Source organism: Pseudogracilibacillus sp. SO30301A (assembly GCF_037072025.1).
Classification (GTDB): Bacteria; Bacillota; Bacilli; order Bacillales; family Amphibacillaceae; genus Pseudogracilibacillus.
Map to the genome: position 1 here is coordinate 1 of NZ_JAXHDD010000011.1, position 26,270 is coordinate 26,270.

Below are 26,270 nucleotides of genomic sequence, written 5' to 3' on the forward strand. Positions count from 1 at the left end.
AGTCGAGATGGAGGTTTATATGTTATTGAAAGACATACTAGAAAAAGATTTTAATAAAATAGTCGAGGACGTTTGACAGATCCACAACAAGAGCTCAACTACTCTCCGTACAGTACCTGACTTGGATTAAATATGGCAGATGATGCAAGAAAAGTAGTCTCGGCATGTTGTAATTCCACTCCACGTGATGAGGCAGCGACTCAACATCTTTCCGATCCACTCCACTGATAAAGCGGCCACTCGACATCTTCCTAATCCAATCCAAATCATCAACAACATATCTTCTCAGTCTAATAATTCCCCTTAGTTAATCGAGTTATTAGCTTAGATAATAAGTAACACCTTTCTGTTAAAGAGCTTACCTCTAAATATTCATCTTCACTATGAAGTTCTCCCCCTATAGGACCTAAACCATCAATAGTAGCAACTCCAACTTCGGAAGGAAATGAAGCATCTGATCCACCGCCAGTATGAGTATCTTTAAGTTCAAGGCCGATGGAACGACCTACCTCTTTTACAACTTCAACTAGTTCTAAATTCTTTTGAGTTAGCTCCATAGGTTGTCGACCAAGACCTCCTTCTAAAATTATTTCAGCTCCTTCTACATTTGGTTGTGAACATATTTCTTCGATTTTTTTAGCAAGCCTTTTCCCTTGTTCTATACTAGATATTCGAATATCAATAGATGCTTCCGCTTTATCGGGTATGACATTTACAGCTTCACCTCCTTCAACTATTCCTACACTAATCGAAATTCCTTCGTCCAAGCTATTTAATTCTTCAAGTTCGACAATTTTATAAGCTAATTCCTCAATAGCACTGACCCCTTCTTCTGGGGATACTCCAGCATGAGCAGCTCTTCCTTTTACAGTTAATTGATAGCACCCTCCGCCCCTTCTTGACGATACGATAGATCCATCTTCACGTGCAGGTTCCATCACTAACGCATACTTTTTTGTTTCTGAAATTTTTCTAATCAACTGTTTAGAAGTAGGAGAGCCAATTTCTTCATCACTAGTTAATAGAATACTAATGTTTTTATACGATTCATCTCCAATGTGAAAAAGTCGCTTAACCGAATAAAGTAACGTTACTAAACTCGATTTCATATCAATCACACCTGGTCCATAGGCACGATTATCTATTATTTTAAATGGACGAGCTGTTGTTGTTCCATCTGGAAATACAGTATCCATATGTGCGAGTAGGAGTATATCTGTTTCCGCAGCATCTTTATGTTGAATAACTAAATGATCTCCTAATGTGTCATTAATAATTCTTTGATAGTCAAAACCCATCTTTAAGTATTTCTTTATTAATATCTTGCCGATTCGATCAATTCCCTCTTTATTGTTTGAACCACTATCAATATTTACTAACTTTTCAATCAACTCAATCATTGACTTCTCGCTTTCTTTTACAAAATCCATCTTATAATTCACATTCCTTATTTATAGTTATTGTATCGTTTCATTACACCAAGTTACTGCTTATTAACTAGATGACAAGCAACAAAATGTTCTTTCTCCTTTTCTTGAAATACCGGCAATTCATCTTTACAAATGTCAACAGCATACTTACATCTAGTATGAAACGGACAACCTCTAGGAGGATTCACTGGATTGGGGATATCTCCTTCAATTAATTGTTCATTCTTGCTATCTCTAAGCATTGGGTCTGGGATTGGAATAGCTGCCATTAATCCCTCTGTATACGGGTGTTTCGGATTTTTGAAAAGCTGTTCTTTTGTAGCTAATTCAACAATTTTACCAAGATACATAACAGCAATTCGATCACTAATATGCTTCACGACAGGTAATCCATGCGCTATAAAAATATAGGTTAAATTTAATTCTTTTTGTAGCTTAACTAAGAGATTTAATATTTGTGATTGAATGGAGACATCTAATGCTGATACAGGCTCATCACAGACAATAAGTTTTGGATGTAAGGCGATAGCACGAGCGATGCCGATCCGCTGTCTCTGTCCACCACTAAACTGATGAGGATAACGATTCATATAGATCGGATTAAGTCCTACAAGTTCCATCAATTCTACTATCTGATTATGTAGCTGTTCCGACGACAACTTTTGATGCGTTCTTAATGGTTCAGCAATAAGATCAAACACTTTCATTCGGGGATTAAGCGAAGAATAAGGGTCTTGAAAAATCAATTGTAAATCCGCCCTTTTTCTTCGTAATTCTTTCTTTGATAAAGTTGTTAAATCCACACCATCAAAAATGATCTGCCCTTCTGTCGGATCTATTAATTGGACAATCAAATTCCCAGTAGTTGATTTACCAGAGCCCGATTCTCCAACAATACCTAGTGTTTCTCCTTCTTTTACAAAAAAATCAATCCCGTCTACCGCATATAAATACTTTTTTTCTCGTTTAAAAAAGCCTTCTGAAACATTAAAATGTTTTTTTAATCCCTTTACTTCAAGTAGTTTTGGTTGTTTCACGTACATCGTCCTCCTTCTCCTCATGTAACCAGCAACGTACATAGTGATCCTTGTTTACCTCTAACATATGTGGAGGATTTGTACTACATTCTTTTAACGCAAATGGACAGCGGTCAACAAACCGACATCCAGTAGGATAATTTAATGGATTTGCAACCGTACCAGCAATCGATGTAAGCTCATCCTTTTCTTCATGTATTTTCGGAGTACTTTCTATGAGACCTTTCGTATATGGATGCTTTGGATCACGGAATAATGTAAACACATCTGTATGTTCTACGATTTGACCAGCATACATGACAACGACGCGATCAGCCATTTCCGCAACTACTCCTAAATCATGGGTAATTAATAGAATGGAAGTGTTTGTTTCCTCGATAAGTTTCTTTAGTAACTGGAGAATTTGAGCCTGAATCGTTGCATCTAGAGCAGTAGTAGGTTCATCAGCAATAAGCAGGCGGGGACCACATGATAGTGCCATTGCAATCATAACCCGTTGCCTCATTCCACCACTTAATAAATGTGGATAAGATTCCATTATTTGTTCTGCTCTAGGGATTCCAACTTGTCGCAAAAGATGAATACTTATTTCTCTTGCTTTCCTTTTATCCATCTTTTGATGTAGAATGATAGATTCCGAAAGTTGATCGCCAATTTTTAAAACCGGGTTTAATGAAGTTAATGGCTCTTGAAAAATCATCGCTACATCATTTCCACGAATCTTCCGTAACTCCTTTTCTGATAACAAAGTTAGATCTTTTCCATCAAACAAAATTTCTCCTTCAACTATTTTTCCTGGTGAGTCGATTAATCCCATAATCGATAAAGATGTAACGCTTTTACCTGAACCTGACTCGCCTACTAGTGCAACTGTTTCCCCTTCTTTAATAAAAAAAGAGACCTTATCTACTGCAGGAACAACTCCACTTTCAGTAAAGAAATATGTTTTTAAATAATTTATTTCCATGAGGTACTTCATCTAAAAACCCCTTTCCGAACTGATTTCCAGCCATCCATCACAACACTATCCCGTAAAAATACCATTTACTTATTTAACCTAGGATCCAAAATATCTCGAAGCCAATCCCCCAAAAAGATAATTCCTAAAACCGTAATCGTAATCGCAATCCCAGGAAAGGTAGCCAACCACCAACTTGTTGCAATATAGTCCCGACCATCACTTAGAATCGTTCCCCATGAAACTTGAGGAGGTTGAATTCCTAACCCTAAAAAGCTTAAAGAAGCTTCTAAAATAATAGTCGTTGCTACGCTTAAGGTCGAAATAACGATAAAAGAAGAAATAACATTCGGGAAAAGATGTCTTATAATAATATTCCTATTTTTTACCCCCATTGATTTCGCAGCACGGACAAAGTCTCTTTCTTTCAGCGAAAGGGATTCGCCACGAACCATACGGGCATAAACGACCCAATTCGTAATTCCTAAAACGACGATTAAAGTTGTAACTCCTGATCCAAATACACTTATAATAACTAACGCAAATAAGATATTAGGCACCGCTAAAAATGAATCGACTAAGCGCATAAGTAGATGATCAAAAATCCCTCCATAAAAACCAGCAAGTAAGCCGATAACGATACCAATTATTCCTGCTAAAATAACAGATGTAATTCCTACTAATAATGAAATCTGTGAACCATAAATAACTCGACTTAAAATATCCCTGCCGACATTATCCGTTCCTAGGATATGTTTATTACTTCCTCCCTCCATCCATGCTGGTGGTTTATGAACTTCCGTCGGGTTCACTACGTTCGGATCATATGGTGCTAAAATTGGAGCAAATATCGCAACGAAAACAATGAAAATAACAATAACAAGACCAACCGTTCCTGTCTTACTCTGAAGCAATAAATTGAACCATCTTTTTACTTTTGACACTTTTCTTCCAACCGTTTTGTTCATTGACTCCTCTATCACCGCGCTATTTTTCATTTGTTCTTCGTTCAATACCTTCACTCCTCCCCTAGTTATATTTAATACGAGGATCTAAAATCCGATACAAAATATCAGCTATAAGATTCATCAATATAACGATAACGGCAATGGTAATGACAGCAGCTTGTACAATTGCCATATCTCTCGTATGAACTGCCTGAATGAGTAACTGTCCCAACCCTGGCCATGAAAAGACCGTTTCTGTTATTAATGTGCCACCAATTAATGTTGATGTTTGTAACGCTGTTATCGTTATGACGGGAATTAGTGAATTACGAAATGCATGTTTGTAAACTACTTTAAAAGAATGCAACCCTTTACTCCTTGCTGTTTTAATATAATCTTGACTAAGAACTTCTATCATATTTGACCGAATAAGTCTTGTCATTTCAGCAGCTATACCTGTTCCAAGTGTTACGGCTGGAAGGATGAGATGAGCAATCGTTCCTCTCCCCGTCACGGGAAATAAACCTAAATGTACAGAAAAGATTAAAATCAACATAATCCCTAACCAAAAATTCGGCATTGCTTTTCCGATGACTGCTCCACCTGTTGCAAGTAAATCGATACTCGTATTTCTTTTCGTAGCAGACCAAATTCCTAAAGGTACCGATATGATAATTGCTACAATAATAGCAGCAATTCCTAATTCTAATGAAGCAGGTAAGCGTTCCATTACTAATTTAAAAGCATCTTCCCCATAACGAAAGGACTCCCCAAAATCTCCTTGTACAAGTTGCAGCAAATAATTCCCATATTGGACAATAAACGGCTGATCAAGACCTAACGACTCCCTTAACAATGCGATGTCTTCTGTAGATGCATCCTCTGGTAACATTAAAGCAACAGGATCTCCCGCAATAAAAACAAGTGCAAATACAATGAAGGAAATAATAATTAACACAGGAATTATTTGAGCAATTATTTTTAACAGATAATTAAACAATGAATGTCACTCCTTTTAAAAAAGAGTGGATGAACCACTCTTTTTTATTTTCTTGTAATCGTTTCAACATAAATCATTTCATCCATTGTCGGTTCGTATTGTATTCGGTCACTTACACCAATATTAATAGATTCTTGATGTAAAACAATATGTGCCGTATCGTCTGCCAAAAGCTCCTGTGCTTCTTTGTATTGTTCTTCTCGTTCTTCTACATTCATATTTTGTTCAGCTGCCTCTAGAAGCTCTTCTACCTCTTCATTCAAATAATCAATCTGACCTTCAAATCGTTCATAGTTATACCAGTCTAAAGCATTAGCAGCATCGAACATTGAGTTCCCAAGTCCAAGTAAGAAGGCATCTTCATTTTCTCCAGCATTTCTCATTTCCACAAAATTACTCCATTCTAAAAACTCTAAATTTACTTTAATTCCTACCTCGCTTAACATCCCTGTTACCATTTCAGCAATTTCAGCATCTTGTAAATAACGTCCTCGAGGAGAATGAAATGTCATTTCAAATCCATCTGGGTATCCCGCTTCTTTCAATAGTTCTTTCGATTTTTCTGGGTCATAGTTATACGTATCATATAAGTCTTCATGAAAACCAAAGTTTCCTGGAGCGACACGTGTAATCGTCGGCACTCCTGATCCGTGCAAAATATTATCGATAATTGCTTGATTATCTATTGCATAATCAATAGCCTGACGTACCTTTTTATCAGCGGTAGGGTAACCTTCCGTTGACCGTAGAAATATCATTAATGTCCGATTAGAAGTTTCTTGAGCTAAAGATACTCCCTCTGTGGAATTAATTCTATCCCAATCACTTGGCGGCATATTTACAGCAAGATCTACTCCTCCTGTTAATAATTCAGATACTCTTGTAGAATTTTCAGGAATAATTCGAAAAACTACTTTATCCCATTCTTCATTTTTCCCTTTAAAATAGTCTTCATAGACTTCAAATTCTATTCTGTCATCTCGAATCCAGTTCACAAACTTAAATGGACCAGTGCCGATGGGCTCTTTTAAAAAATGTTCCATTCCATTTTCTTCAATATATCTCGCTGGCAAAATAGCTGAACCAATTCGGGAAATTCTATTTAATAATGCTGGTTCAGGATTATGAGTAATAATCCGAAATGATAAATCATCAATAATTTCCACTTCTTTAATTTGGTTATAGTTGATATGGTCAAGCAAGTTAGAATCGTGTGCTACACGCTCAAGCGAGAACTTCACATCCTCTGAAGTAAGTTCATCCCCATTATGAAAGGTAACCCCATCTTTTAATGTCATTTCCCACGTAGTATCATCAATTAGTTCATACGTATCAACCAATTCTGGTTCGATTTCTCCTGTGTCATTATCTCGTTTAAATAAATAATTAAACATATTCACATGAATCGATTCTGTCGATGTGTTGACATGGTCGTGCACATCAAATGTCACCATATCAGTACCAAGAGCAATCTCTAACGTTCTGTCCTCTTTATTAGTTGAACTTGTACCACCACCATCCGAACCGCTCTTCTTAGCTCCGTTTGAACAAGCAACTAGCAAACTTATAAGTAGAATTAAACCAATTATGAAGACCCTTTTCTTTTCCATCTCTTTCCCCCTCATTTCATTCGTTATTTAAATACTCCATTGCAAATTGCGCTAACAACGCAGAACCAAACGGTAACGCATCTTCATCAACATCAAACAGTGGATGATGATTCGGGTATATACATTCTTTTTCATCATTAAAAATTCCTAATCGAAAGAAAATGCCAGGTACTTTTTCTGTATAATATGAAAAGTCCTCCCCTCCCATACTTGGCTGAACGATAGTTAGCTTGTTCGAACCAAGAATTTTTTCGGAAGCCTTGTGTAAAATCGGAATTAGCTTCTCTTCATTTTTAACTGCTGGATAACCTGAAACGTAGCGAAATGTATAAGTTGCACCCATCCCTCCACATATTCCTTGAATATACTGTTCCATTTTTTTCATCATGTCTTTCCGCTGATCTCTATCTAGTAATCTAACCGTTCCTTCAAGCTTGACCGAAGGCGCAATGACATTTCTTTTATATCCGCCACTTATTTTCCCGATTGTTAAAACGGTAGGCGTGAGCGGATCCGTTGTCCGACTTACAATTTGCTGTAAAGAAGATACAATCTCAGCAGCAATAGGGATAGAATCTACAGATAGATGAGGATGTGCCGCATGACCACCTTCGCCAATTATTTCAATGTCAAAAGAGTCTGCAAAAGCTGTTGCATTTCCTTTTGCCACTGCAATCTCTCCCGTTTTAGCTGTCGGATGAACATGTAACCCAGCTATCACGTCCACTTTAGGGGTATCTAATACACCTTCCTTCACCATTTCACTTGCTCCAGCGAAACCTTCTTCTGCAGGTTGGAAAATAAACTTAATGTTTCCCTTTTTAGGTCTTTGGCTATGTAAAAGATAAGCCGCACCAATAAGCATTGCTGTATGAGCATCATGTCCACATAAATGAGCGATCCCTTCTCTTTTTGATGCATATCGTTTCTCTTTTCCATCTTGTATTGGTAGCGCATCCATATCCGCTCGAAGCGCAACTGTAGGACCTGGTTCTTCACCGTGTAGTATTGCTACAATCCCAGTTTTTGAAATTGGATGTTGCAACTCAAAGTCTAAGTGAACTAACTTATTAATGATAAATTTAGAAGTCTCATATTCTTGAAACGATAACTCTGGATGTTCATGTAAATGACGACGCCAATCAATTAACGTCTGTTTTAGTTTTAGAGCTTCCTTTAAAAATTCCAGTTTATTTGTCATTCTTTTTCACCTCGATTCAATAATATGATCTTTTTATTACATATGTTGTTTGATCTTTGTGCCATCAGTACATTTATTGAACATTACAAGATTCTGTTTCAAAATATGATTCTACGATTAAAAATATTCTCCTATTATTAACATAAGTGTTTCATTCACAAGATTTCCTGCCATCATTCGATTCCTTTCTTTCTGTTTAGCTCATTTTTCCCTGCTCATATTTTCACATGCATTTAATATTCATCTCTAGTTAAAAAAATTTGAACTACATATGAATAAATCAAGTAATGGGAGAATAAGCCTTTACTAACACAATGATTATTTTGAAAGGAAAGGTGGTTAAGGTGACGACGAAGCTACTTGAAAAATTTGGCTATAAACAGGAATTAAAGCGTTCTTTATCTTTTGGGGATTTAGTAATTTATGGTCTCATTTTCATGGTTCCAATTGCTCCATTCGGAATTTATGGGGAAGTTATCATCGAAGCTCACGGAATGGTCGCTCTTGCCTATTTAATCGGAATGATAGGAATGATCTTTACAGCGCTTAGTTACGCACGAATGTCAGAAGCTTTCCCCATGGCTGGATCGGTTTATTCTTATGCTGGACGGGGAATTAATCAGTATGTAGGTTTTATCGCTGGATGGGCAATTCTATTAGACTATATTCTTGTACCTGCTCTTCTTTATGTCGTCAGTGCAACAGCGTTAACCGGAATGTGGCCTACGATTCCGGGGTGGATTTGGCTCATCGTTTTCATCGTGATTAATACAGTCATTAATTATTTCGGAATAGAATTTACTGCACGAACAAATAAAATTTTTCTCATCTTCGAATTGCTTGTACTTGTTATCTTTCTCGTTGTTGGAATTACAGCAATTGTAAAAGGAGTAAATGGTGCAGAATTTTCATTTGATCCGTTGTACAACCCTGACACCTTTAGTATGAGCGTTGTTATGGGGGCAGTCTCTATTGCAGTTTTAAGCTTTTTAGGTTTTGATGCGATTTCCACCTTATCAGAAGAATCCGCGGGTGGGCCAAAAGCGATTGGAAAAGCAACGATCTTCTCTCTTCTTATCGTAGGGGTTCTCTTTATGGTTCAAACATGGGTTGCCGCACTTATTTTTCCAGACTATCATGCTTTTAAAGATGTAGGAACTGCATTTTATGAAACGGCTACAATTGCTGGTGGTGAATGGCTTGGTATTCTAACTGCGGTAGCTACGGCACTAGCTTGGGGAATTGCTGATGCCTTAGTTGCTCAAGTAGCAATTTCTCGTGTGTTATTTAGTATGGGGCGTGATAGGAAACTTCCACATTTTCTAGCAAAAGTTCATCCAAAATATAAAACACCTTATGCTAGTATTTTAGTCATTGCAGTAATTTCTTTTATTGTCGGGTTAATTTTTATGGGATCTATCGGTATTTTAACGTCATTTATTAACTTTGGAGCGCTAACGGCTTTTCTATTCTTACATGTCAGTGTATTTGTCCATTATTTCTTGAGGAAGAAAAGTGGTAACGTTTGGAGTCATATCATTTTACCAGCAATAGGTTTTATCATTATCGCTTATGTATGGATAAACTTAGCTACACAAGCAAAAGTATTAGGAATAAGCTGGATGTTAGTCGGAATTGCGGTTGCCATCTATTTTGCAATGAAGAAGAAAGACGTATCGATTTAATCAAGGTAGGAAATTTTATTAAAATGAGGGAGGTATACACATGACTATTCATCGTCATCAACATACACATATAACGATTCATGATTTTGACACGCATAAACATTACGGCTGGGATCATTCATTCCAACCGATTGCCGAAGTGGATTCAGGGCAAACGATTACGTATCAAATAACCGAAGCTTCAGGTGGGCAATTTACAAAAAATTCAACAATTGAAAACGTTAAAAAAATTGATTTTGACAAGGTCAATCCTGTTGCCGGTCCCATCTATGTGAAGGGAGCAGAACCTGGAGATACTCTGGAAGTTGAAATGATTCATTTCCAACAATTAGATTGGGGATGGACGGCGATTATTCCAGGTTTTGGTCTGTTAGCTGATCATTTTTCGGAATCAGCATTAAAAATTTATGATCTAACAAAAGGACACAAAACGGAATTTTTGCCGGGAATTGATTTATTTGTGAATCCATTTCCGGGAACAGTTGGTGTCGCTTTACCTGAAAAGGGACATTTCAACGTTGTACCACCCCGCAAAAACGGCGGAAATATGGACGTCCGACATTTAACACGCGGAGCTAAACTATATTTACCTGTCTGGGTAGAAGGCGCTCTCTTTTCGATTGGGGACACACATGCAGCTCAAGGGGATGGCGAAGTATGTGGTACGGCCATCGAAGCTTCGATGGAGACAACTGTCCGTTTAATATTACACAAAGGCAAGCAGATTTCTGAACCTCGTTATGAGATCCCGGGTATTCCAACGCCTGATGCAGATAGTAAAGGCTATTTTGTCACAACTGGTCAGGGCACCGACTTGGTTGAAGCCTCCAAAAAAGCTATAAGCTATATGATTGAACATTTAGTAGACACTTATCGTATGACAGATGAAGAAGCATATATGCTTTGTAGTGTGGCGGTAGATTTACGTATAAGCGAAATCGTCAACATGCCCCATGTACTCGTATCTGCTTTTCTACCAAATGCGATCTTTTATTAAATATGGTAAATGGTAACGCAAATTAATTAAATTGCCCTCTTTAGCAAATCTACATAAAGAGGGCAACATAAACTAGTTCACTGATTTATTTTTCAGCCCATCTTTTTGAATATAACGATTTCTCCCCAACATATTTTTTGCGATTTTCTTTTACATGTTTTAATAATGCAACAATCAAAAAACTAACAATAACAAGCATAAACCAAGAACTAATTTTTCCTATATGAACAATCTCCCAATGCCCCTCTTGATTTGGATAACTCCATGCACCAAAAAACGTAGCGATATTTTCTGCTACCCAGATAAAAAAGCCTATTAACAAAAATGATAAAGACAGTGGCATCTTGTATGTATTATCTTTAACAGAAAAATAGACAAACGTACGTATAAAAATAAGCAAGGTCGCTATTTTCAATATCCAGCGAAAATCGTATATAAAATGATGTGTATAGAAATTAAAATATATCCCGGCACTAAGGACCAAAACGAGCCAACTCGACGGAAAATGCTCAAGTTTTAAATCTAACCTTCTCCACGCTTGGCACATATAGCTAGCAACACTGGCATACATAAACCCACTATAGAGAGGGACACCAAATACCTTTGAATATGCCTCTTCCGGGTAACTCCATGAACCCATATGTACTTTATATATTTCTAAGGATAGCCCAATCAGGTGAAACACACAGATTACTTTCACCTCGTCCCAAGTTTCCAGTTTAAAAATAACCATTAAAACTTGCGTCACTAAACATATGAACAAAATTAAATCATATCTATTAATAAATGGGACCTCAATCATTTTTGTAATTGCTAATGTCATAAAAATGATCACAGGAAAAAGACAAGCTTTTGCCTGCTCTACACCGAAATAAAATAATTGTTTCATCCTATCCCCTTCGTCTCGCTATTATTTTATAACTATATCATGTAAAGAGGAAAAGGAAAATATATATTTATACGTCGTATGTATCAAGTTTTTCTCTGTCGTAGGAAAACGCTGCGGACAAATTGTTGCGCTTTTGTTCCAAATTTTGTCCGAGGGAAGGTGCAGCAAACAAATTCTTACGCTTTTATTCCAAAAAATTGTCTGAGGGAAGGTGCAGCGCCCGACTTATGATTGTACATTTATGAAATTTTACACATACTTACCGTCACAGTTTTGCGAGCTTTGTGTCATCTAATTTGAGCGAAAGTATTGTCAGGAAAAGAATAACTTGCACCAAATGTTGTTTTTTCTCTACCAAAGTATGAATATCAATAAAATCCGGAAATGATCTCATTACCATTTCCGGATTTATTTACTTACTCGTCATTATACTTTTTAAAACAGTCTATGATCGTAGCAAAAATTACTTTGGCACCATAAAATATCGCCTTTTTATCAATATCAAACTTAGGATGATGATATGGGTAGATCAATCCCTTCTCCTCGTTTGCCGAGCCAATGAAAAAATAAGCCTAAGGTACTTGTTGAAGGAAATACGAAAAATCTTCTGCTCCCATATTTGGTTCTATTTCTTCTATATGCTCCTCAGGAATAACGTCTTTGGCAGCATTTATTAATACTCATTCATATCTGGATCGTTCTTCGTTGCTGGATATCCAAAATGATAATCAATATGACATCCAGCTCCAAATGCTTTACATGTATGTTCAGTTATCTGTTGAATCCATTCATTATTTCTTTACGGATCTGTTCATCAAATGTGCGAACTGTTCCTTCTAATATTGCTTTTCGGGAAATAATATTTAGATATTTTCCAGCTTAAATATAGGAAGTAGCGAACGAAAATAATTGTCATGCGAATGAAATACAGTTTATTGAAGAATATCTAATGTCATAAAACGGGAGCAAGGGGACAATTTATGCAAAAGCTTTAAATGAAAATACGCCCCAACGTTTATGAAACGTCCCCTTGTTCTGTCTATTCCTAAAAGAGATCCTAAATATGTTTCACCTTCTCTTTTACTTTAGTCAATCAAAACCTGTTCTCCTCCTCCTAACTTTATGTTTAAATCATAATCCTTCCCATGTTCAAACTCCTTCGTTAATGGATTAAAAACACTTAAGATAAGGCTGTTTGACTTGCTATCATACTGAACTAGTCTCATTCGACCTGCTCCACCGTATTTTTCTTCCTGCCAGTTTTGAAAAGATTGCAAAACAACATTCCCCTTGTCCGTTTTATCCACTCGATAACTTATATTTTTAGGTACATGGTGACCTGAAAAAACAGCAACAATATTCGATTGTTTCGATATAAATTTCTGCCATATCATTTCCCCATCATTGCCATCTTTCGTTTCTGGGGAATGAATCGGGTTATGTTCACTATGGCTGGAAGTTCTCTTTCCATCGTAATACATATAACTATGTGTGATTAGGATGCATTTCTTATTCGGGTAATTTGTTAACACTTGATGCGCCCAATCTAAAACACTGTCTCGTGGACCAAACTCTAAAACAAGAATAATCATTTCCCCGATTTTGTAGTAACTATTTTCCACTTGATTTTTTTCATAACTGCTAATATACCAATCTTTCTCCTTAAGTCTGTCATATCCGAAATAGTGATTATAGACGGAAAGATTTCTCCCATCTACTTCTGGATTAGGATGAGTAAGCCCTATCCCGATTACCTGATCATAATCATGATTTCCCGCAGCAAAAATAAGTGGAATTCCTGCATTATCTAGGAGCTGGAAACATTCCTTTGCCGTATCAAATTCATTGTTTGCTTGACCACCACCGTCAACAATATCTCCAAGCTGAATAACTGCATCAATCGGATGATCTTTACAGTATTGAATAATTGTTTTTGTCATGTTCAAAAATATATCAGGATGATTTTTCGCCATATATTGTGTATCAGGTATAATCAAAAAATGGTGCATCTGCTACTCCTCCTATTTTGCTTCGTTTAATTGTAAAGGCAGATCATTTTCCTTTAATGCATTTGGATAATCAAGATTAATTCCATCTAATTTATTAAACAAATGGATTCGTTCAAAATTCGGAACCATATAAACAGTGTCTCCTTTTATCCAATGTTTTAAGTTACTTAAAATGACAAACTCTTTCGATTCAAATTCAAGATGAACCCCATAATTTTCACCATAATTCTCAACGTACTGAACCATAGCTTGAAGCGCATTATTTTCTTTTCGATAAGAGAGCGTAAAATGTTCTGGACGAAAACCAAATATTAATCTTCCTCGTCTTTTCTCGTTTAAAAAGTTCACCCAGTTATTGTCCAGCTTAAGCTGCTGTTGTTGAAAATGTAAACAACCATCGTGATAATCACATTCCGTTAGATTCATAGAAGGAGACCCGATAAATTTAGCAGTAAATGTATTTTTCGGACGATGATACACATTTTCAGGTGTATCAATCATTTGTAACTCCCCTTGATTTAAAATCGCTATTCGGTGACCAATAGCCATTGCTTCCACTTGATCATGCGTAACATAAACCATCGTTTGTTGAAAGGTATCATGAATCTTCACCAACTCTTTCCTAGCAGACACTCTTAATTGAGCATCTAAGTTCGATAACGGTTCATCAAGTAAAAAATATTCACTTTGCTTCACTATCGCTCTAGCTAACGCAACTCTTTGCCTTTGACCGCCAGATAAATCGCGTGGCAAGCGATTTTCCAAGCCATTTAATTCAAGCATCGTTAACACTTCGGAAAGACGTTTATTAATTTCTTTTTTAGGCACTCTTTTTACAGCTAATCCATACGTAATATTCTTTTTAACCGACATATGTGGATAAAGAGAATAATTTTGAAAAACCATGGCGACATTACGCTTCCCACAATCCACATCATTCATGACTGTTTCACCCATGATTAATTGACCGTCTGTAATGTTTTCAAGTCCTGCGATCATCCGCAACGTCGTAGATTTCCCGCAACCAGAAGGACCTAAGATAACTAGTCTTTCTCCATTTCTTACATCAAAACTTAATGACTTCACCACTTCATGATTACCATAAGACTTTTGAATATTTTTTAATTGTATCGCATGCATACATATCCTCCTTTACTTAATTCCAGATGAAGCAAATGTTCCAATAATATATCGTTGAAAAATTAAATATAACGAAAGTGGAATAATTAGCGTAATAACTGAAACAGCCATAGCGACCGTAAAATTAGTTCCGCCTTCTGAACTAATAAACATTTGTAATGCTAAAGGTAAGGTATAATTTTCAACACTTTTCAAAATAAGAACTGGCCATACATATTCATTCCAAGCTAATATGAAAAACCAAATGCCTGTTGACGTGATCGCTGGACGCGTTAATGGTAAAACAATATCGCGCATAATATGTCTTTGCTTGATCTGATCTAATCGAGCTGCTTCAATCAATGAAATTGGAATCGATCGCATCGATTGTCGAATAAGAAAAATCCCTACAGCATCAGAAAGTTGCGGAAAAATAACCCCAAAAATATTATCCCCTAAACCAATCTTAGAAATAAATAAATAGTTAGGAATCATCGTTGCTGCAAAAGGAATAAACATCGTACCAATGAGTAAAAAGTAGAGAATCTTTTTTCCTTTAAACTCTAAAAAAACAAACGCATACGCAGCTAAAAATGCTGTCACTACTTTAAAAAAAGTAATAATTGTCGCAATAACAAATGTATTCCATGTAATCTTCACTACATCGACACTTTCAAATAAGGCATGATAATTTTCTAAAGTAAAAGGAATTGGCAAAAAATTAAGGGTATCATTATACGCCTCTTTTAATGGCTTAAATGACATACCTAAAGCAAATAGGATCGGGAATAATAATATAATAATGGTACTTATTATAATGACATGCCAAAAGACAGGCATTCCTTTTTTAGTTTTCATAGTACACACTTCTTTCCACAAAACGAAACTCGAAAATTAAGAGCAATATAAAGAAACACATCATTACCGTTGCCAATGCAGCTGAATGTCCCGTTCGATATAAAACAAAAGCTTCATGATAAATATGGTACATAATATTTGAACTCCCATAATTCGGCTCTCCTTGAGTAATCACCTTAATTGGAGTAAACACATATTGAAGTCCAAAGACAATTGTTATAATGAAAATATAGATCCCCGTTGCACTACTCATTGGAATAACGATCGAGAAAAATATTCTCCATAATGGCATTCCATCTAGTCTTGCAGCTTCGATTATTTCCCGTGAAACTCCATTAATCGAAGCATATAAAAGAATAAAATTATATCCGAACACTTTCCATGAAGTGATCATACTTAAAATTGCAATCGCCCAGCCATCGAGCTTACTCCAATTTGGCATCGGAATGTTAAATTGTTGTAAAATTAACGCCAAAGGTCCGGAAACCGGATTAAGCATCCATGTAAAGAGAATCGAGCTGACAACTAACGAAATAACGGAAGGTAAAAACAGAGTTGCTTTATAAAAGCTTTTCCACCGTTTTAGAACAATATCAATGACATATGCAAACACGTAAGGAATGCACAAATTAATAACCAACAAAATAAGAATATATACTCCTGTATTTTTAAACACTTTAAATGTTATTGGATCGCTTAAAACGGCAATGTAATTATCAATTCCAACGAATTCTTTCGTCGGACTGACCATATTCCAATCGTAAAAACTTAAAAATATCGTATAAGCAAACGGCCAAAACATGAACAAAATAAAAATGATAATCGTGGGAATTAATAATATATAAGCTTTCCAGTTCACTTCTCGAACGAAGGATTTCACTTTCATCGTACTTCCTACTCTCCATCCATCTTAGTTAAGAATTTGATTAATTTCCTCTTCTGTTTGCTCTAATCCTTCTTTCACTCCAACATCACCACCAAGGATTTGATCCCGAATGTCAAGTAATTTCTGCTCCGCTTCTAACCCAGCATCTCCTGGAAAAGATGCCCATGGAACAACACCTTCCATTTGTTCAATAGCTGCATTCATCATTTCATTTTCTTCCAAGAATGATTTTAATCCATCTTCTGAAGTCGCTACATCTTTTCTAGGTGGTACATATCCTGTATCGATCGTCCAAGTAGCCATCGATTCCACGCTGTATAGAAATTTCATAAATTCCCAAGCTGCTTTTTGTGTTTCTTCATCCTTTGCCGTAATAGCTAACATCGAACCACCAGCAGGTAAACGAACATCTTTTCCTTCCCAAACAGGAGATTTAATCGAAGCTGCATCAAAGTTTACGTTATCTTGAATTTGTGAGCGACGTGCAATTGTCGTATAAAGCATGGCAACATTTCCATCTATAAAACTTTGTACCCCTTCATCCCATGATACATGAACCGCACTTTTATCTTTTGTCACCATATCTGCCCATAATTCATACGCCTCAATACCTTCTTTGGAAGCAAAACTGGCTTTTCCATCTGTAATCATGCTTGCCCCATTACTTTCAAGAAGTGCTTGTGTGGCCCAATTATCATCTGGTTCTTGAAAATAAAATCCATATTTCCCTGTTTCATCAAGGATTTGTTTAGAAAATTCCTTCACTTCTTCCCATGTTTCTGGTCCTGATTCATCGAGACCCGCTTCTTTTAAAAGATCTTTATTAATATACAGAACAGGTGTGCTCAACGAATATGGAATACCAACCTGTGTCCCTTCCTCATTTTTAGCTAAAGATAACACATTCTCTAAAAAATGATCGGTTAAATACGTATCATCTTCCGGAAAATATTCTTCTATTACCTCTTCTGGAGAGCTATATTCAAAATTATTCGAAAAATACTCTAAAAAGGACCAACCAACTTGAACAACTGCTGGCGCTTTTCCAGCAGCTGCTTCTGCTTGCAAGTTTTGCATTAACCCTTTATACATATCGGGGTTATATTTTGGAACAACAACGATTTCATCTTGCTGGGCATTAAATTCATCCACAAGTTCATTCACTGCTTTTCCACCTTGGGTTTCTGCATTGACATGCCAATATTCGATTGTAACCTTATCCCCCTGCCCGTCATTATTTCCTTCATTTGCTTCTCCTTTACTACATGCAAAAAGAGCTAGTGCTAGCATTAAAAATAAACCCAATTTCAATGTTCTTTTCACTTTCATTTCCCCTTTTTCTATTAAAATAGTAATTTCTTTATACTTTCATCATACACAGTCATTATGTAATTTTAGTAAAAACGATATTAATTAAAGGTAAATTTATTATTGGACGGCAAAAAAAAACGCTCTCGCAACGGAAGATACGCTATTTCGAAGTGACTGTTTAAGCGTTCAGCTTCTCCCCATTATTATGGGTATACTTTCTGAAAAATCTTGAGGACAGCACAAACTAACATGCATCATGCCTTGGTTTATGTTCCTGACGGTCGAATAAAGTCTTTACTCGAAAACCAACTATCTACTAGAACACAGTTGGTCTTAAAGCCATGTTTGACAGCTCTTTTGAGCATACGAATGCCACTAGTCATTTTGTCTACTTTACGCTCCTTGGCAGTTTTTCCCATTTGACTGTGTATTCCTTTCTTTTTTATATTGCTTTTTCCGGTACTTCTTCTTTAGTGGCTTTTCGGAGTGAAAACTAAAATCTAGCGGACTAAAACTCTTTTCATCAAAAAATCCTAGCATATGATTCTTAAATCCCTAAGTCGTTTTCTTTTTTCTTCCCGCAACATGGTCATTAACATAGGATATGTTTTCGATTTTTCGACCAACTCGACTGTCTATGGTATCGTCCGAAATGAAAGCCGAATGATCTGCCACTTCTTTATTCGGATTGACTAGTTTTTGGAATTGTTTTGAAACATGGTCGAGCAAGTTTCGCCAAAGCATTTCTCATTATTTTTCAATCGATAAATCGCATCTTTTGCCTGCTCATCACATTTTTAAATTTGCTTTTATAAAAAAAACTATCTAGCAACATTAGTAGTAACATCAACATCAGCGTAATGATATCCGTTACGGAATAGCCCTGTTGTTTAGAAAATCCAGCCTTGTGACATAGTGAAGGAAATTGAAGGTTCTCATTATATCCCTTATAATAGAATTAATTGAAAACCCATGAGTTTGGAACACCTTTTCAATCTCTTTGGTTTTTTTCAGCATAATAACACGTCCTTTTGTTTAGATTTGGTAAGGGAACTTATTCATAACAAAAAGTCAGTGATTATGCGGGTTTTTTAATGATTTTAAGCCCTTTTAATACTCCATTTTTTATTGATTGATCAAGGTGCTAAACTCAAGGTTTAATTATTTTCTAATTGGGGGAGATATAATGGAAAAAATAAAAGTGATTTATAAATTTAAAGACGGAGAAATTGATAACTTGAAGGAAACTGTTGTGTATAGAATTGATGATAATAATATTCTATCTGAAGAAGTCGGTGATCTTGTGATAGAAAAAATAACATACGAAACAGAAGAAGGTTTAATTATAGATTACGATGATAAAGAGTATATACCAGCTATAAGCATTAGTTTGCAAAATGTAGATATTAACATAACTGACCAAGCGGTAAGAAGCTTTGCCAAGTACCTAATTAAAATGAGAGATAAACAATGATAAATATGTAGATGAATTAAAAGATTATCTAGAAATGTATGTAATGGTTCGAATTATGGAAGAAACAATATATTATATCGAATCATCATAGTAATTATTCAGTAGTTCTAAGGCAGAAAAGATAAACAGGTAACAATAGCTTTATAAAAACTGCTACATAAACACTTATAGTTAGGACGCAAATACGCATGAAAAGTCCCTGACTATAGGTGTTTTTATTGATCAGAATGTAATTTTCAGCAAGTTAATACGGATAGCATTTTGTAGTTTAGGTTTTTCCGGCAATGATGTGAAGCGTGGATTCGGTAGTTTTGCTCTGGTGGATTTGGCGATTTTATTTTTTATTCAGCGATCTCCAACCGAATTCAGCGATTTTGAGATTTATCCAGCGAATATCAAAATAATTCAGCGTATTTTGAATATTTCGGCGATTACAATAAAAACGCACAAAAAACAATATAGGTCAATTCTCATTCATATTTTATCATTCGTGACACTTCTTTAAAAATAGGAAAATAGATGAGTTCACCACCGGCAAGCGGCATAGATGAAGCAAGTTCTGCATAGGTCAGACCTATTAAAATGACTAATGTTCCACCAATAATAAAGGCAAGAATAGCCCCTAAAGACTCTGCTTCTGTGATCCATAGTCAGCTGTCACCACCCATCCATCACTCAATCATCGCACAAGAGCAAAGGATAGGACATCCTTATTTTTTAAAATCTTAAGCAACTTTACATCTTCCATTCCCTCCTCCCCCTTTTTCATTCGATTAACCCAAAAATGAACAATGTATGATAGATAAGTGACAAAATTATTACAAGAAAAAATAGTGTGATAATTGTTACACTTATTCATTTATGTGATCACCTATACTAAAAGTAAGTAATGGAAAGAGGTGATCATATGTTGTTGAAAGACATGCTAGAAAAAGATTTTAATAAAATAGTGGATGAACGTTTGACAGATCCACAACAAGAGCTTAACAACTCTCCGTACAATACCAAACTTGGAGTAAACATGGCAGATGATGCAAGAAAAGTAGTCAATGGAACATTAGACATTAAAGATTTTCACAACAAGTATCATGCTTCTTTAGTTGCAGAATTTGGACAACATATCACACAAGAAGAATATAATGACAAGAAAAAATCGGGTGTTAAATGGGGAATGGTCATTGACCTTAGAAAATGCATAGGATGTGATTCGTGTACAGTAGCCTGTAAAGCGGAAAACAGAACTCCTCCCGGCATTTCTTATAATGTTGTGTTGGAAAAAGAAATCGGCGAATTCCCACATCTTGCAAAGGTAAACCTACCGATGCCGTGTATGCATTGTGATAATCCTCCATGTGTGCAAGTTTGTCCCGTCAGAGCTACTTTTAAACTTGATAATGGGATCGTAACCATCGATAACGATCGTTGTATTGGATGCCGCTATTGTATTGTTGCCTGCCCATATGGTGCACGTTCTTATGATTTTGGTGAAAGTTATGAAGAGGAAATGTTAGGATTTAATGATGTAACAAGTCCTGAATATGGGATTGAACGTGGGGAAAGAAAACCGAAAAAAACACCGATTGGAACCGTTCGTAAATGTAATTTTTGCCTGCATCGCCTCGAACGAGGAGAAGAACCTGCTTGTGTCGAAACTTGTATCGGTGATGCAAGATTTTTTGGTAACTTAAATGACCCGAATAGTACCGTTTCAAAGTTAGCCAATAGCCCAAGGGCATTTCGTTTAAAAAGTGAACTTGGAGCAGGACCAAACGTCATTTATTTAAAATGAAAGGAGATTCATTATGTCGACGATTGTAACAGATAGAAAGCGACCGAATGGACAACCAAAAGAAGAACAGTCGAAATTTTTCAAATGGTGGATGAGTAGTTTAATAGTGTTGTTTTTAATAGGTGGATATTTTATCTTAGAACGTCTTATTGTCGGCTTGACAACGACGAATTTATCGTCCATTACCCCATGGGGTGCATGGATTGCTTTTTATATCTTCTTTGTCGGACTCAGTGCTGGATCATTCTTACTTTCAACGATGATATTTGTTTTTGGTATGAAACGATACGATAAAGTAGGAAAAATGGCACTATTTACAGCGATTGTATGTATGATTATTGCTCTTACATTTGTGTTAATGGATTTAGGAAGACCTGAACGTGCCTTTAGTGCCTTAATTCATTGGAATGTAACGAGTATTCTCGCTTGGGAAATGCGATTTTATGTCATTTACATTACTTTACTCGTTGTAGAATTATATATTGCGATGCGGGAAGATTTAGTACGACTCACCATGGTAAATAGCATAAAAGGAAAAATTGCCCGTCTCTTAACATTTAAATACAGTACAATTAATGAGTATACAAAAAAACGTGATGAGCGTTGGATGAAAATTTTAGGAATAATCGGTATACCGTTAGCAATATTAGGAGTTCATGGTGGAACCGGTGCAATATTTGCAGTCGTTAGTGCACGCCCAGCCTGGAATAGCGGTATTTTCCCAATTATCTTTGTCGTATCTGCCATGGTATCTGGAACGGGATTATTACTCGCTATCTATATCATTCGAAATAAAGTAATGAGAAAACCAATTGATCAAGAAATGGTTGTTGGTTTAGCAAAAATGATGATTGCCTTCCTCTTCATTGATTTACTTCTACAATTTTATGATTACTTAGTCGGATTGTACAGTTTAGCAGACTCCCATTTGTCATCGTTACAAACGATGATGCGCAGTTCATACAGTTGGTCGTTTTGGGGCATTCAAATATTCCTTGGTTCTATCGTTCCAATCTTTCTCGTTTTCTATAAAAAGACATCTAAAAATATCACCGCTCTATTATTTGCAGCTATCTTTGTTGTAATAGGAATCGTTGGGGTACGGTTTAATATCGTTGTTCCATCACAAATTGTTCCAATAATGGAAGGAATGCCAACCGGCGACTATTATCCAACGTTTAAAGAGTGGATGGTAAGTATCGGTATCGTCTCCATGGGATTACTCATTTTCACATTAGGGGATCAACTCCTTCCACTTGGACATGAAAAACAAAACTAAAATGGAGGAATGATGATGGAAAATAAAAATATGGATCGCAGAAGTTTTCTTAAAGCATTAGGAGCTTTTGGAGCAGTTGCTATTATTGGTCCTTCATTTATCGGTCCTGTAAAACAGATTATCAATGGTGTCTGGACAGATGAGGGACATGGAGTAGGAACAAATTATCAAGACTACGGTGCAGAAAATGTCATTTTTACGACATGTGAACAATGTAATACATTTTGTACGATAAAAACATATATCACAAACGGAAATAAAGCAGGAGCCTATTCATCGATTATTCGTAAAATAGCCGGAAATCAGTATAGCCCGTTAAACATGGTTCCCTTTGGAGCGATTGCATATGAAACAGCGATAGATGAAGCGGTAAAAGGTACTAGAGATGTAAAACGTGGTGGACGTGGTGCACGCGGCGGCAGAATTTGTTTAAAAGGTCAAGCTGGCATTCAAACTGCTTATGACCCTTACCGTGTCAAACAACCATTACGACGCGTAGGTCCTCGAGGAAGTGGAAAATGGAAAACTATTTCATGGGAAGAGGCATATGATGAAATTGTTCATGGAAGTAAAGAATTAGATACACCAGGCTTAAAGGAATTAGCTGTATATGTATCTGAAGATGAGGTTATGGAAGATTGGGAAAAAGTCGAAAAGAACGAAATGACGTTTGACGCATTTGATCAAAAGTACAACGACGTTCTCATCGACACAAATCATCCAGATTTTGGTCCGAAAGTAAATCAAATTGCCTTTATGGTTGGCGATCGACGTGATTTTATGGAACGATTTATTCTTCAAAGTCTTGGCAGTAACAATTACTATCATCATGGAGGAATATGCGGGATAAGTTCCGTTGTCGGAACTATGAGATCCTATTCAGGCGTTGAGAAAAAGAAGCAGCGGCAGTATGCAGATGTTGATCACACCTTGTTCTTATTAGTATGGGGAACAAATCCAATGGTAGCGAATAAAGGACCTACGTGGTTAGCACCTAAAATAACAAATGCAATTGAAAATGGAATGCAAATGGCAGTAATTGATCCACGATTTAGCAAGACAGCAGAAAAAGCGCATATGTGGCTACCGATTAAACCTGGAACAGATGGGGCGCTAGCATTAGCAATTGGACGAACGATCATTGAACAAAAATTATACGATCATACGTATTTAACGAATCCACATAAAGAAGCAGCAGAACTAGACAATGAACCAACGTGGAGTGATGCTACCCACCTAGTAAATCTATCCGATCCAAAGTGTCCAAAACTCCGTGCAAGTGATTTAGGCATTGGCACAGAAGAACAGTTTGTCGTCATCGAAAATGGAAAACCCGTTGCCCATGATCAAGCAAATGTTGGAAAATTAGAAGTGGATACGAAACTAAACGGAATCAACGTAAAATCAACGTTCCAACTTTACAAAGAACGAACGATGGAAAAAACACTCGATGAATATGCAAAAATAACGACGATTCCAAAAGACCAAATCATCAAACTTGCAAAATCATTTACTTCGTACGGAAAACGAGCTGCAATTATGGCATATCGAGGGCCGGCGATGCATGAAAATGGGTATTACAACCAGCGATTAATTTCCATTCTCAACCATTTAATTGGGAGCTATGATTGGAAAGGTGGCAATATTACGACAGGAGCCTTTTATCAAGAATTTGAAGGTAGGTATGACTTACTCAACGTTCCAAACGGTCGAGAACCATGGGGAATCACCATCGGAAGAAATCAATATAAGTATGAGGATTCTACGTTATTTGAAAAAGACGGCTATCCTGCAAAACGGCCGTGGTTTCCATTTAGCCCACAAACAGTAGGTGATGTACTACCAAGTGCATTGGACAAATATCCATATGGATTAAAAGCGTTAATTACCCATCGGATGTCGCCTGTTTTATCCGCACCGAATGGGCAAATACAAGAAAAAGCGTTAGAAGATCCCGACGTATTACCTTTATTCGTAGCATCCGATGTACAAATTGGTGACACATCAAAATATGCAGACTTTATTTTACCTGATACAGTTTATTTAGAACGTTGGGGGAGAGAATCAATTTATCCAAATTTAACGACAAAACTCGCTTCAGTTTATCAACCTGTAACACGTGTGTTTTCAGATGTACGTTCTTTTGAAAACAGTGTCATTGAAATTGCGAAAAAAATGAATTTACCTGGATATGGTGAAAATGCATTTCCGGATGGATCTTCCTTAAACAGCGAAGAAGATTTTTATCTAAAGCGAGTAGTCAATATCGCGTTTGATGAAAAACCAGTTCCAGATGCTTCAGCAAGAGAACTAGAAGTATTTGAAAAAGCACGGAAAAATGCTCTAGGAAAGTTTTTCGACCTCAAAAAATGGCAGCAAGCAGTAAAAACGGAAGAATGGCCTAAAGTCGTCTATGTCTTAAATCGTGGAGGACGATTTGAAGAAGCCGGTTTTGAGTATAATGGGAACCATGTAAAATACAGTTACAATGGACAAGCAGATTTTTATGATGAAGAGGTTGCAGCAGGGCAAAATTCATATAACGGAGAATTTTTCGAAGGAATGCCGATGTATAAAGAAATTCAGACATTTAACCAAAAAAATGTCGTTCAAAAGCAACCATTACATTTTATTAATTGGAAAGCAAGGAATCTAGGAACGTATCGAAATGTTAGTAGCGCCTGGTTACGTGAAGTACGATCCGAAAATTATATATGGGTGAATCCTGTCGATGCTAAAAAGCGCAATGTGAAAACAGGAGACAAAGTGATCATTCAAAATGATTATATTAAATTAGAGGGAGTGATTTACGTAACAGATGGTATCGCACCAGGAGTCATTGGTTCAGCATACAATATGGGACAAAGTGGATATGGAGTAACGAGAAATAAGATCGATAATAAAAAACAGAAGAAATTACCGACCTATAATCATACACCATTTACATTTAACACGCCGATGAAAGAAGAATCCGGTTTTGCTGGCAGACGGGAAGATGGATTTGCCGTCAATAAATTAACAGAAGTGGATAAACAGTTTAACTATGGGGTCTTATTTGATGAAATAGGTGGTTCACCTGGGCAATTAGATATGTATGTCGATATTAAGAAAGTTCTCTAAAAACATAAACCTTTAGCAAGTATGCGTCATAAAGGAATCCAATAAAAAGACGAGGAGGTATGGAGATGGTAGTTATACAGGCGGAAACGTATGGAAAACATTTGTTAACACAAATATTTACACATGTTTGGTATGGTGATTGGGATCGTTATGAAGATATGATTAATCAGATACCAGAAGAACTAGCTAGAGGTCTACCTTTTCATCCATTTTATGAACGAAAGCAAACATCGTTTTGGTACGATAATTACTTTTTAGTACCAGGAGATTATTTTATTCCTCCCTATGTCTCTAGCTATCGCAGTAAAACAAAGGAAGACCAGCATCAGGCCAAAAAAGACTTACTCTGTCTAATCGGCGCATTTGATAAAGTAGGATTCTATTACCCATTAGAACAAGAAGAGTTTCCAGATCACATCGGGAGTATCACTGCATTTATCGCCGCATTACTGCTAGAAGAAATAAATGCGTATGAAAATTCCGATGAAAAGCTTGTGAAAAGCTTAAAAAGTGTTAAAAAAGAAGTGTATGAAAACTATTTCCAAGGATGTTTAGAGCATATTTCAACGTTTCATCTAAAAAAGGTAGAAGATCCGTTTTTCAAAAAATTTCTTCCATACTATATGGAGAGTATAAAAGAAATTATTAAATAATTATAGAAACTATTAATA

Annotated in this window: 20 protein-coding genes and 1 pseudogene; 7 read left to right on the plus strand and 14 right to left on the minus strand. The window is 36.3% G+C overall.

The annotated features are described in order from the left end of the window. Nucleotides 1-290 precede the first annotated feature (290 nt). From SPD89_RS07685 to SPD89_RS07715, 7 genes are all read right to left on the minus strand, one after another. Nucleotides 291-1,430 (minus strand): M20 family metallopeptidase, encoded by a 1,140-nt coding sequence (locus SPD89_RS07685; RefSeq protein WP_336261374.1) that lies wholly within the window; start codon nucleotides 1,428-1,430, stop codon nucleotides 291-293. Between the two features lie 53 nt (nucleotides 1,431-1,483). Continuing rightward, on the minus strand, nucleotides 1,484-2,473 hold the full coding sequence (locus SPD89_RS07690; protein WP_336261375.1) for an ABC transporter ATP-binding protein: 990 nt from the start codon (nucleotides 2,471-2,473) through the stop codon (nucleotides 1,484-1,486). Further along, nucleotides 2,445-3,446, minus strand: coding sequence for an ABC transporter ATP-binding protein (locus SPD89_RS07695; protein WP_336261376.1), 1,002 nt, complete (start codon nucleotides 3,444-3,446; stop codon nucleotides 2,445-2,447). The genes SPD89_RS07690 and SPD89_RS07695 overlap by 29 nt, the downstream gene beginning before the upstream one ends. Nucleotides 3,447-3,511: 65 nt before the next feature. Further along, nucleotides 3,512-4,393 (minus strand): ABC transporter permease, encoded by an 882-nt coding sequence (locus SPD89_RS07700; RefSeq protein ID WP_336261456.1) that lies wholly within the window; start codon nucleotides 4,391-4,393, stop codon nucleotides 3,512-3,514. Nucleotides 4,394-4,454: 61 nt separating this feature from the next. Then, nucleotides 4,455-5,372, minus strand: a complete 918-nt coding sequence (locus SPD89_RS07705; protein ID WP_336261377.1) for an ABC transporter permease — start codon at nucleotides 5,370-5,372, stop codon at nucleotides 4,455-4,457. Between the two features lie 44 nt (nucleotides 5,373-5,416). After that, nucleotides 5,417-6,982: an ABC transporter substrate-binding protein gene (locus tag SPD89_RS07710; RefSeq protein WP_336261378.1), complete on the minus strand. Its 1,566-nt coding sequence runs from the start codon at nucleotides 6,980-6,982 to the stop codon at nucleotides 5,417-5,419. 16 nt (nucleotides 6,983-6,998) lie between these two features. Continuing rightward, nucleotides 6,999-8,183: a M20 metallopeptidase family protein gene (locus tag SPD89_RS07715; RefSeq protein ID WP_336261379.1), complete on the minus strand. Its 1,185-nt coding sequence runs from the start codon at nucleotides 8,181-8,183 to the stop codon at nucleotides 6,999-7,001. Between the two features lie 314 nt (nucleotides 8,184-8,497). On the opposite strand from SPD89_RS07715, the gene SPD89_RS07720 reads away from it, so the two are divergent. Then, nucleotides 8,498-9,868, plus strand: coding sequence for an APC family permease (locus SPD89_RS07720; protein WP_336261380.1), 1,371 nt, complete (start codon nucleotides 8,498-8,500; stop codon nucleotides 9,866-9,868). Between the two features lie 40 nt (nucleotides 9,869-9,908). Next, a complete protein-coding gene (locus SPD89_RS07725) occupies nucleotides 9,909-10,865 on the plus strand; it encodes an acetamidase/formamidase family protein (RefSeq protein WP_336261381.1) in 957 nt (318 codons plus the stop codon). 85 nt (nucleotides 10,866-10,950) lie between these two features. Here SPD89_RS07725 and SPD89_RS07730 read toward each other — a convergent pair whose 3' ends face one another. The 7 genes and pseudogenes from SPD89_RS07730 to SPD89_RS22950 form a co-directional block, all read right to left on the minus strand. Beyond that, nucleotides 10,951-11,754, minus strand: coding sequence for a DUF817 domain-containing protein (locus SPD89_RS07730; RefSeq protein ID WP_336261382.1), 804 nt, complete (start codon nucleotides 11,752-11,754; stop codon nucleotides 10,951-10,953). 1,085 nt (nucleotides 11,755-12,839) lie between these two features. Further along, the gene (locus SPD89_RS07735) at nucleotides 12,840-13,763 is read right to left on the minus strand and encodes a metallophosphoesterase (RefSeq protein ID WP_336261383.1); all 924 of its coding nucleotides are present in this window, start codon (nucleotides 13,761-13,763) and stop codon (nucleotides 12,840-12,842) included. A 12-nt stretch (nucleotides 13,764-13,775) separates the two neighbouring features. Continuing rightward, nucleotides 13,776-14,903: an ABC transporter ATP-binding protein gene (locus SPD89_RS07740; RefSeq protein WP_336261384.1), complete on the minus strand. Its 1,128-nt coding sequence runs from the start codon at nucleotides 14,901-14,903 to the stop codon at nucleotides 13,776-13,778. A 12-nt stretch (nucleotides 14,904-14,915) separates the two neighbouring features. Then, nucleotides 14,916-15,740 carry a carbohydrate ABC transporter permease gene (locus SPD89_RS07745; RefSeq protein ID WP_336261385.1) on the minus strand — a complete coding sequence of 275 codons (825 nt, stop codon included), beginning with the start codon at nucleotides 15,738-15,740 and terminating at the stop codon, nucleotides 14,916-14,918. Continuing rightward, entirely contained in the window at nucleotides 15,730-16,626 is an 897-nt protein-coding gene (locus tag SPD89_RS07750) for a carbohydrate ABC transporter permease (protein WP_336261386.1), read from the minus strand. The genes SPD89_RS07745 and SPD89_RS07750 overlap by 11 nt, the downstream gene beginning before the upstream one ends. A gap of 24 nt (nucleotides 16,627-16,650) precedes the next feature. Beyond that, nucleotides 16,651-17,949: an ABC transporter substrate-binding protein gene (locus SPD89_RS07755; RefSeq protein WP_336261387.1), complete on the minus strand. Its 1,299-nt coding sequence runs from the start codon at nucleotides 17,947-17,949 to the stop codon at nucleotides 16,651-16,653. 169 nt (nucleotides 17,950-18,118) lie between these two features. After that, nucleotides 18,119-18,954, minus strand: a pseudogene (locus SPD89_RS22950) (transposase); the annotation flags it as partial. 169 nt (nucleotides 18,955-19,123) lie between these two features. On the opposite strand from SPD89_RS22950, the gene SPD89_RS07760 reads away from it, so the two are divergent. From SPD89_RS07760 to SPD89_RS07780, 5 genes are all read left to right on the plus strand, one after another. After that, nucleotides 19,124-19,411: a hypothetical protein gene (locus SPD89_RS07760; RefSeq protein ID WP_336261388.1), complete on the plus strand. Its 288-nt coding sequence runs from the start codon at nucleotides 19,124-19,126 to the stop codon at nucleotides 19,409-19,411. A gap of 907 nt (nucleotides 19,412-20,318) precedes the next feature. Continuing rightward, nucleotides 20,319-21,200 (plus strand): sulfate reduction electron transfer complex DsrMKJOP subunit DsrO, encoded by an 882-nt coding sequence (gene dsrO / locus SPD89_RS07765; protein WP_336261389.1) that lies wholly within the window; start codon nucleotides 20,319-20,321, stop codon nucleotides 21,198-21,200. Nucleotides 21,201-21,213: 13 nt separating this feature from the next. Then, on the plus strand, nucleotides 21,214-22,479 hold the full coding sequence (gene nrfD / locus SPD89_RS07770; RefSeq protein WP_336261390.1) for an NrfD/PsrC family molybdoenzyme membrane anchor subunit: 1,266 nt from the start codon (nucleotides 21,214-21,216) through the stop codon (nucleotides 22,477-22,479). Between the two features lie 15 nt (nucleotides 22,480-22,494). After that, entirely contained in the window at nucleotides 22,495-25,599 is a 3,105-nt protein-coding gene (locus SPD89_RS07775) for a molybdopterin-dependent oxidoreductase (protein ID WP_336261391.1), read from the plus strand. Nucleotides 25,600-25,664: 65 nt separating this feature from the next. Next, entirely contained in the window at nucleotides 25,665-26,252 is a 588-nt protein-coding gene (locus SPD89_RS07780; protein WP_336261392.1) for a molecular chaperone TorD family protein, read from the plus strand. Nucleotides 26,253-26,270 lie beyond the last annotated feature (18 nt).

What these genes read in the sequence shown, in the direction of transcription:
- SPD89_RS07685 (WP_336261374.1), bottom strand. Translation starts at nt 1,430, where the DNA reads ATGGATTTTGTAAAAGAAAGCGAGAAGTCAATGATTGAGTTGATTGAA.
- SPD89_RS07690 (WP_336261375.1), bottom strand. Translation starts at nt 2,473, where the DNA reads ATGTACGTGAAACAACCAAAACTACTTGAAGTAAAGGGATTAAAAAAA.
- SPD89_RS07695 (WP_336261376.1), bottom strand. Translation starts at nt 3,446, where the DNA reads ATGAAGTACCTCATGGAAATAAATTATTTAAAAACATATTTCTTTACT.
- SPD89_RS07700 (WP_336261456.1), bottom strand. Translation starts at nt 4,393, where the DNA reads ATGAACAAAACGGTTGGAAGAAAAGTGTCAAAAGTAAAAAGATGGTTC.
- SPD89_RS07710 (WP_336261378.1), bottom strand. Translation starts at nt 6,982, where the DNA reads ATGGAAAAGAAAAGGGTCTTCATAATTGGTTTAATTCTACTTATAAGT.
- SPD89_RS07715 (WP_336261379.1), bottom strand. Translation starts at nt 8,183, where the DNA reads ATGACAAATAAACTGGAATTTTTAAAGGAAGCTCTAAAACTAAAACAG.
- SPD89_RS07720 (WP_336261380.1), top strand. Translation starts at nt 8,498, where the DNA reads ATGATTATTTTGAAAGGAAAGGTGGTTAAGGTGACGACGAAGCTACTT.
- SPD89_RS07725 (WP_336261381.1), top strand. Translation starts at nt 9,909, where the DNA reads ATGACTATTCATCGTCATCAACATACACATATAACGATTCATGATTTT.
- SPD89_RS07730 (WP_336261382.1), bottom strand. Translation starts at nt 11,754, where the DNA reads ATGAAACAATTATTTTATTTCGGTGTAGAGCAGGCAAAAGCTTGTCTT.
- SPD89_RS07735 (WP_336261383.1), bottom strand. Translation starts at nt 13,763, where the DNA reads ATGCACCATTTTTTGATTATACCTGATACACAATATATGGCGAAAAAT.
- SPD89_RS07740 (WP_336261384.1), bottom strand. Translation starts at nt 14,903, where the DNA reads ATGCATGCGATACAATTAAAAAATATTCAAAAGTCTTATGGTAATCAT.
- SPD89_RS07745 (WP_336261385.1), bottom strand. Translation starts at nt 15,740, where the DNA reads ATGAAAACTAAAAAAGGAATGCCTGTCTTTTGGCATGTCATTATAATA.
- SPD89_RS07750 (WP_336261386.1), bottom strand. Translation starts at nt 16,626, where the DNA reads ATGAAAGTGAAATCCTTCGTTCGAGAAGTGAACTGGAAAGCTTATATA.
- SPD89_RS07760 (WP_336261388.1), top strand. Translation starts at nt 19,124, where the DNA reads ATGGAAAAAATAAAAGTGATTTATAAATTTAAAGACGGAGAAATTGAT.
- dsrO (WP_336261389.1), top strand. Translation starts at nt 20,319, where the DNA reads ATGTTGTTGAAAGACATGCTAGAAAAAGATTTTAATAAAATAGTGGAT.
- nrfD (WP_336261390.1), top strand. Translation starts at nt 21,214, where the DNA reads ATGTCGACGATTGTAACAGATAGAAAGCGACCGAATGGACAACCAAAA.
- SPD89_RS07775 (WP_336261391.1), top strand. Translation starts at nt 22,495, where the DNA reads ATGGAAAATAAAAATATGGATCGCAGAAGTTTTCTTAAAGCATTAGGA.
- SPD89_RS07780 (WP_336261392.1), top strand. Translation starts at nt 25,665, where the DNA reads ATGGTAGTTATACAGGCGGAAACGTATGGAAAACATTTGTTAACACAA.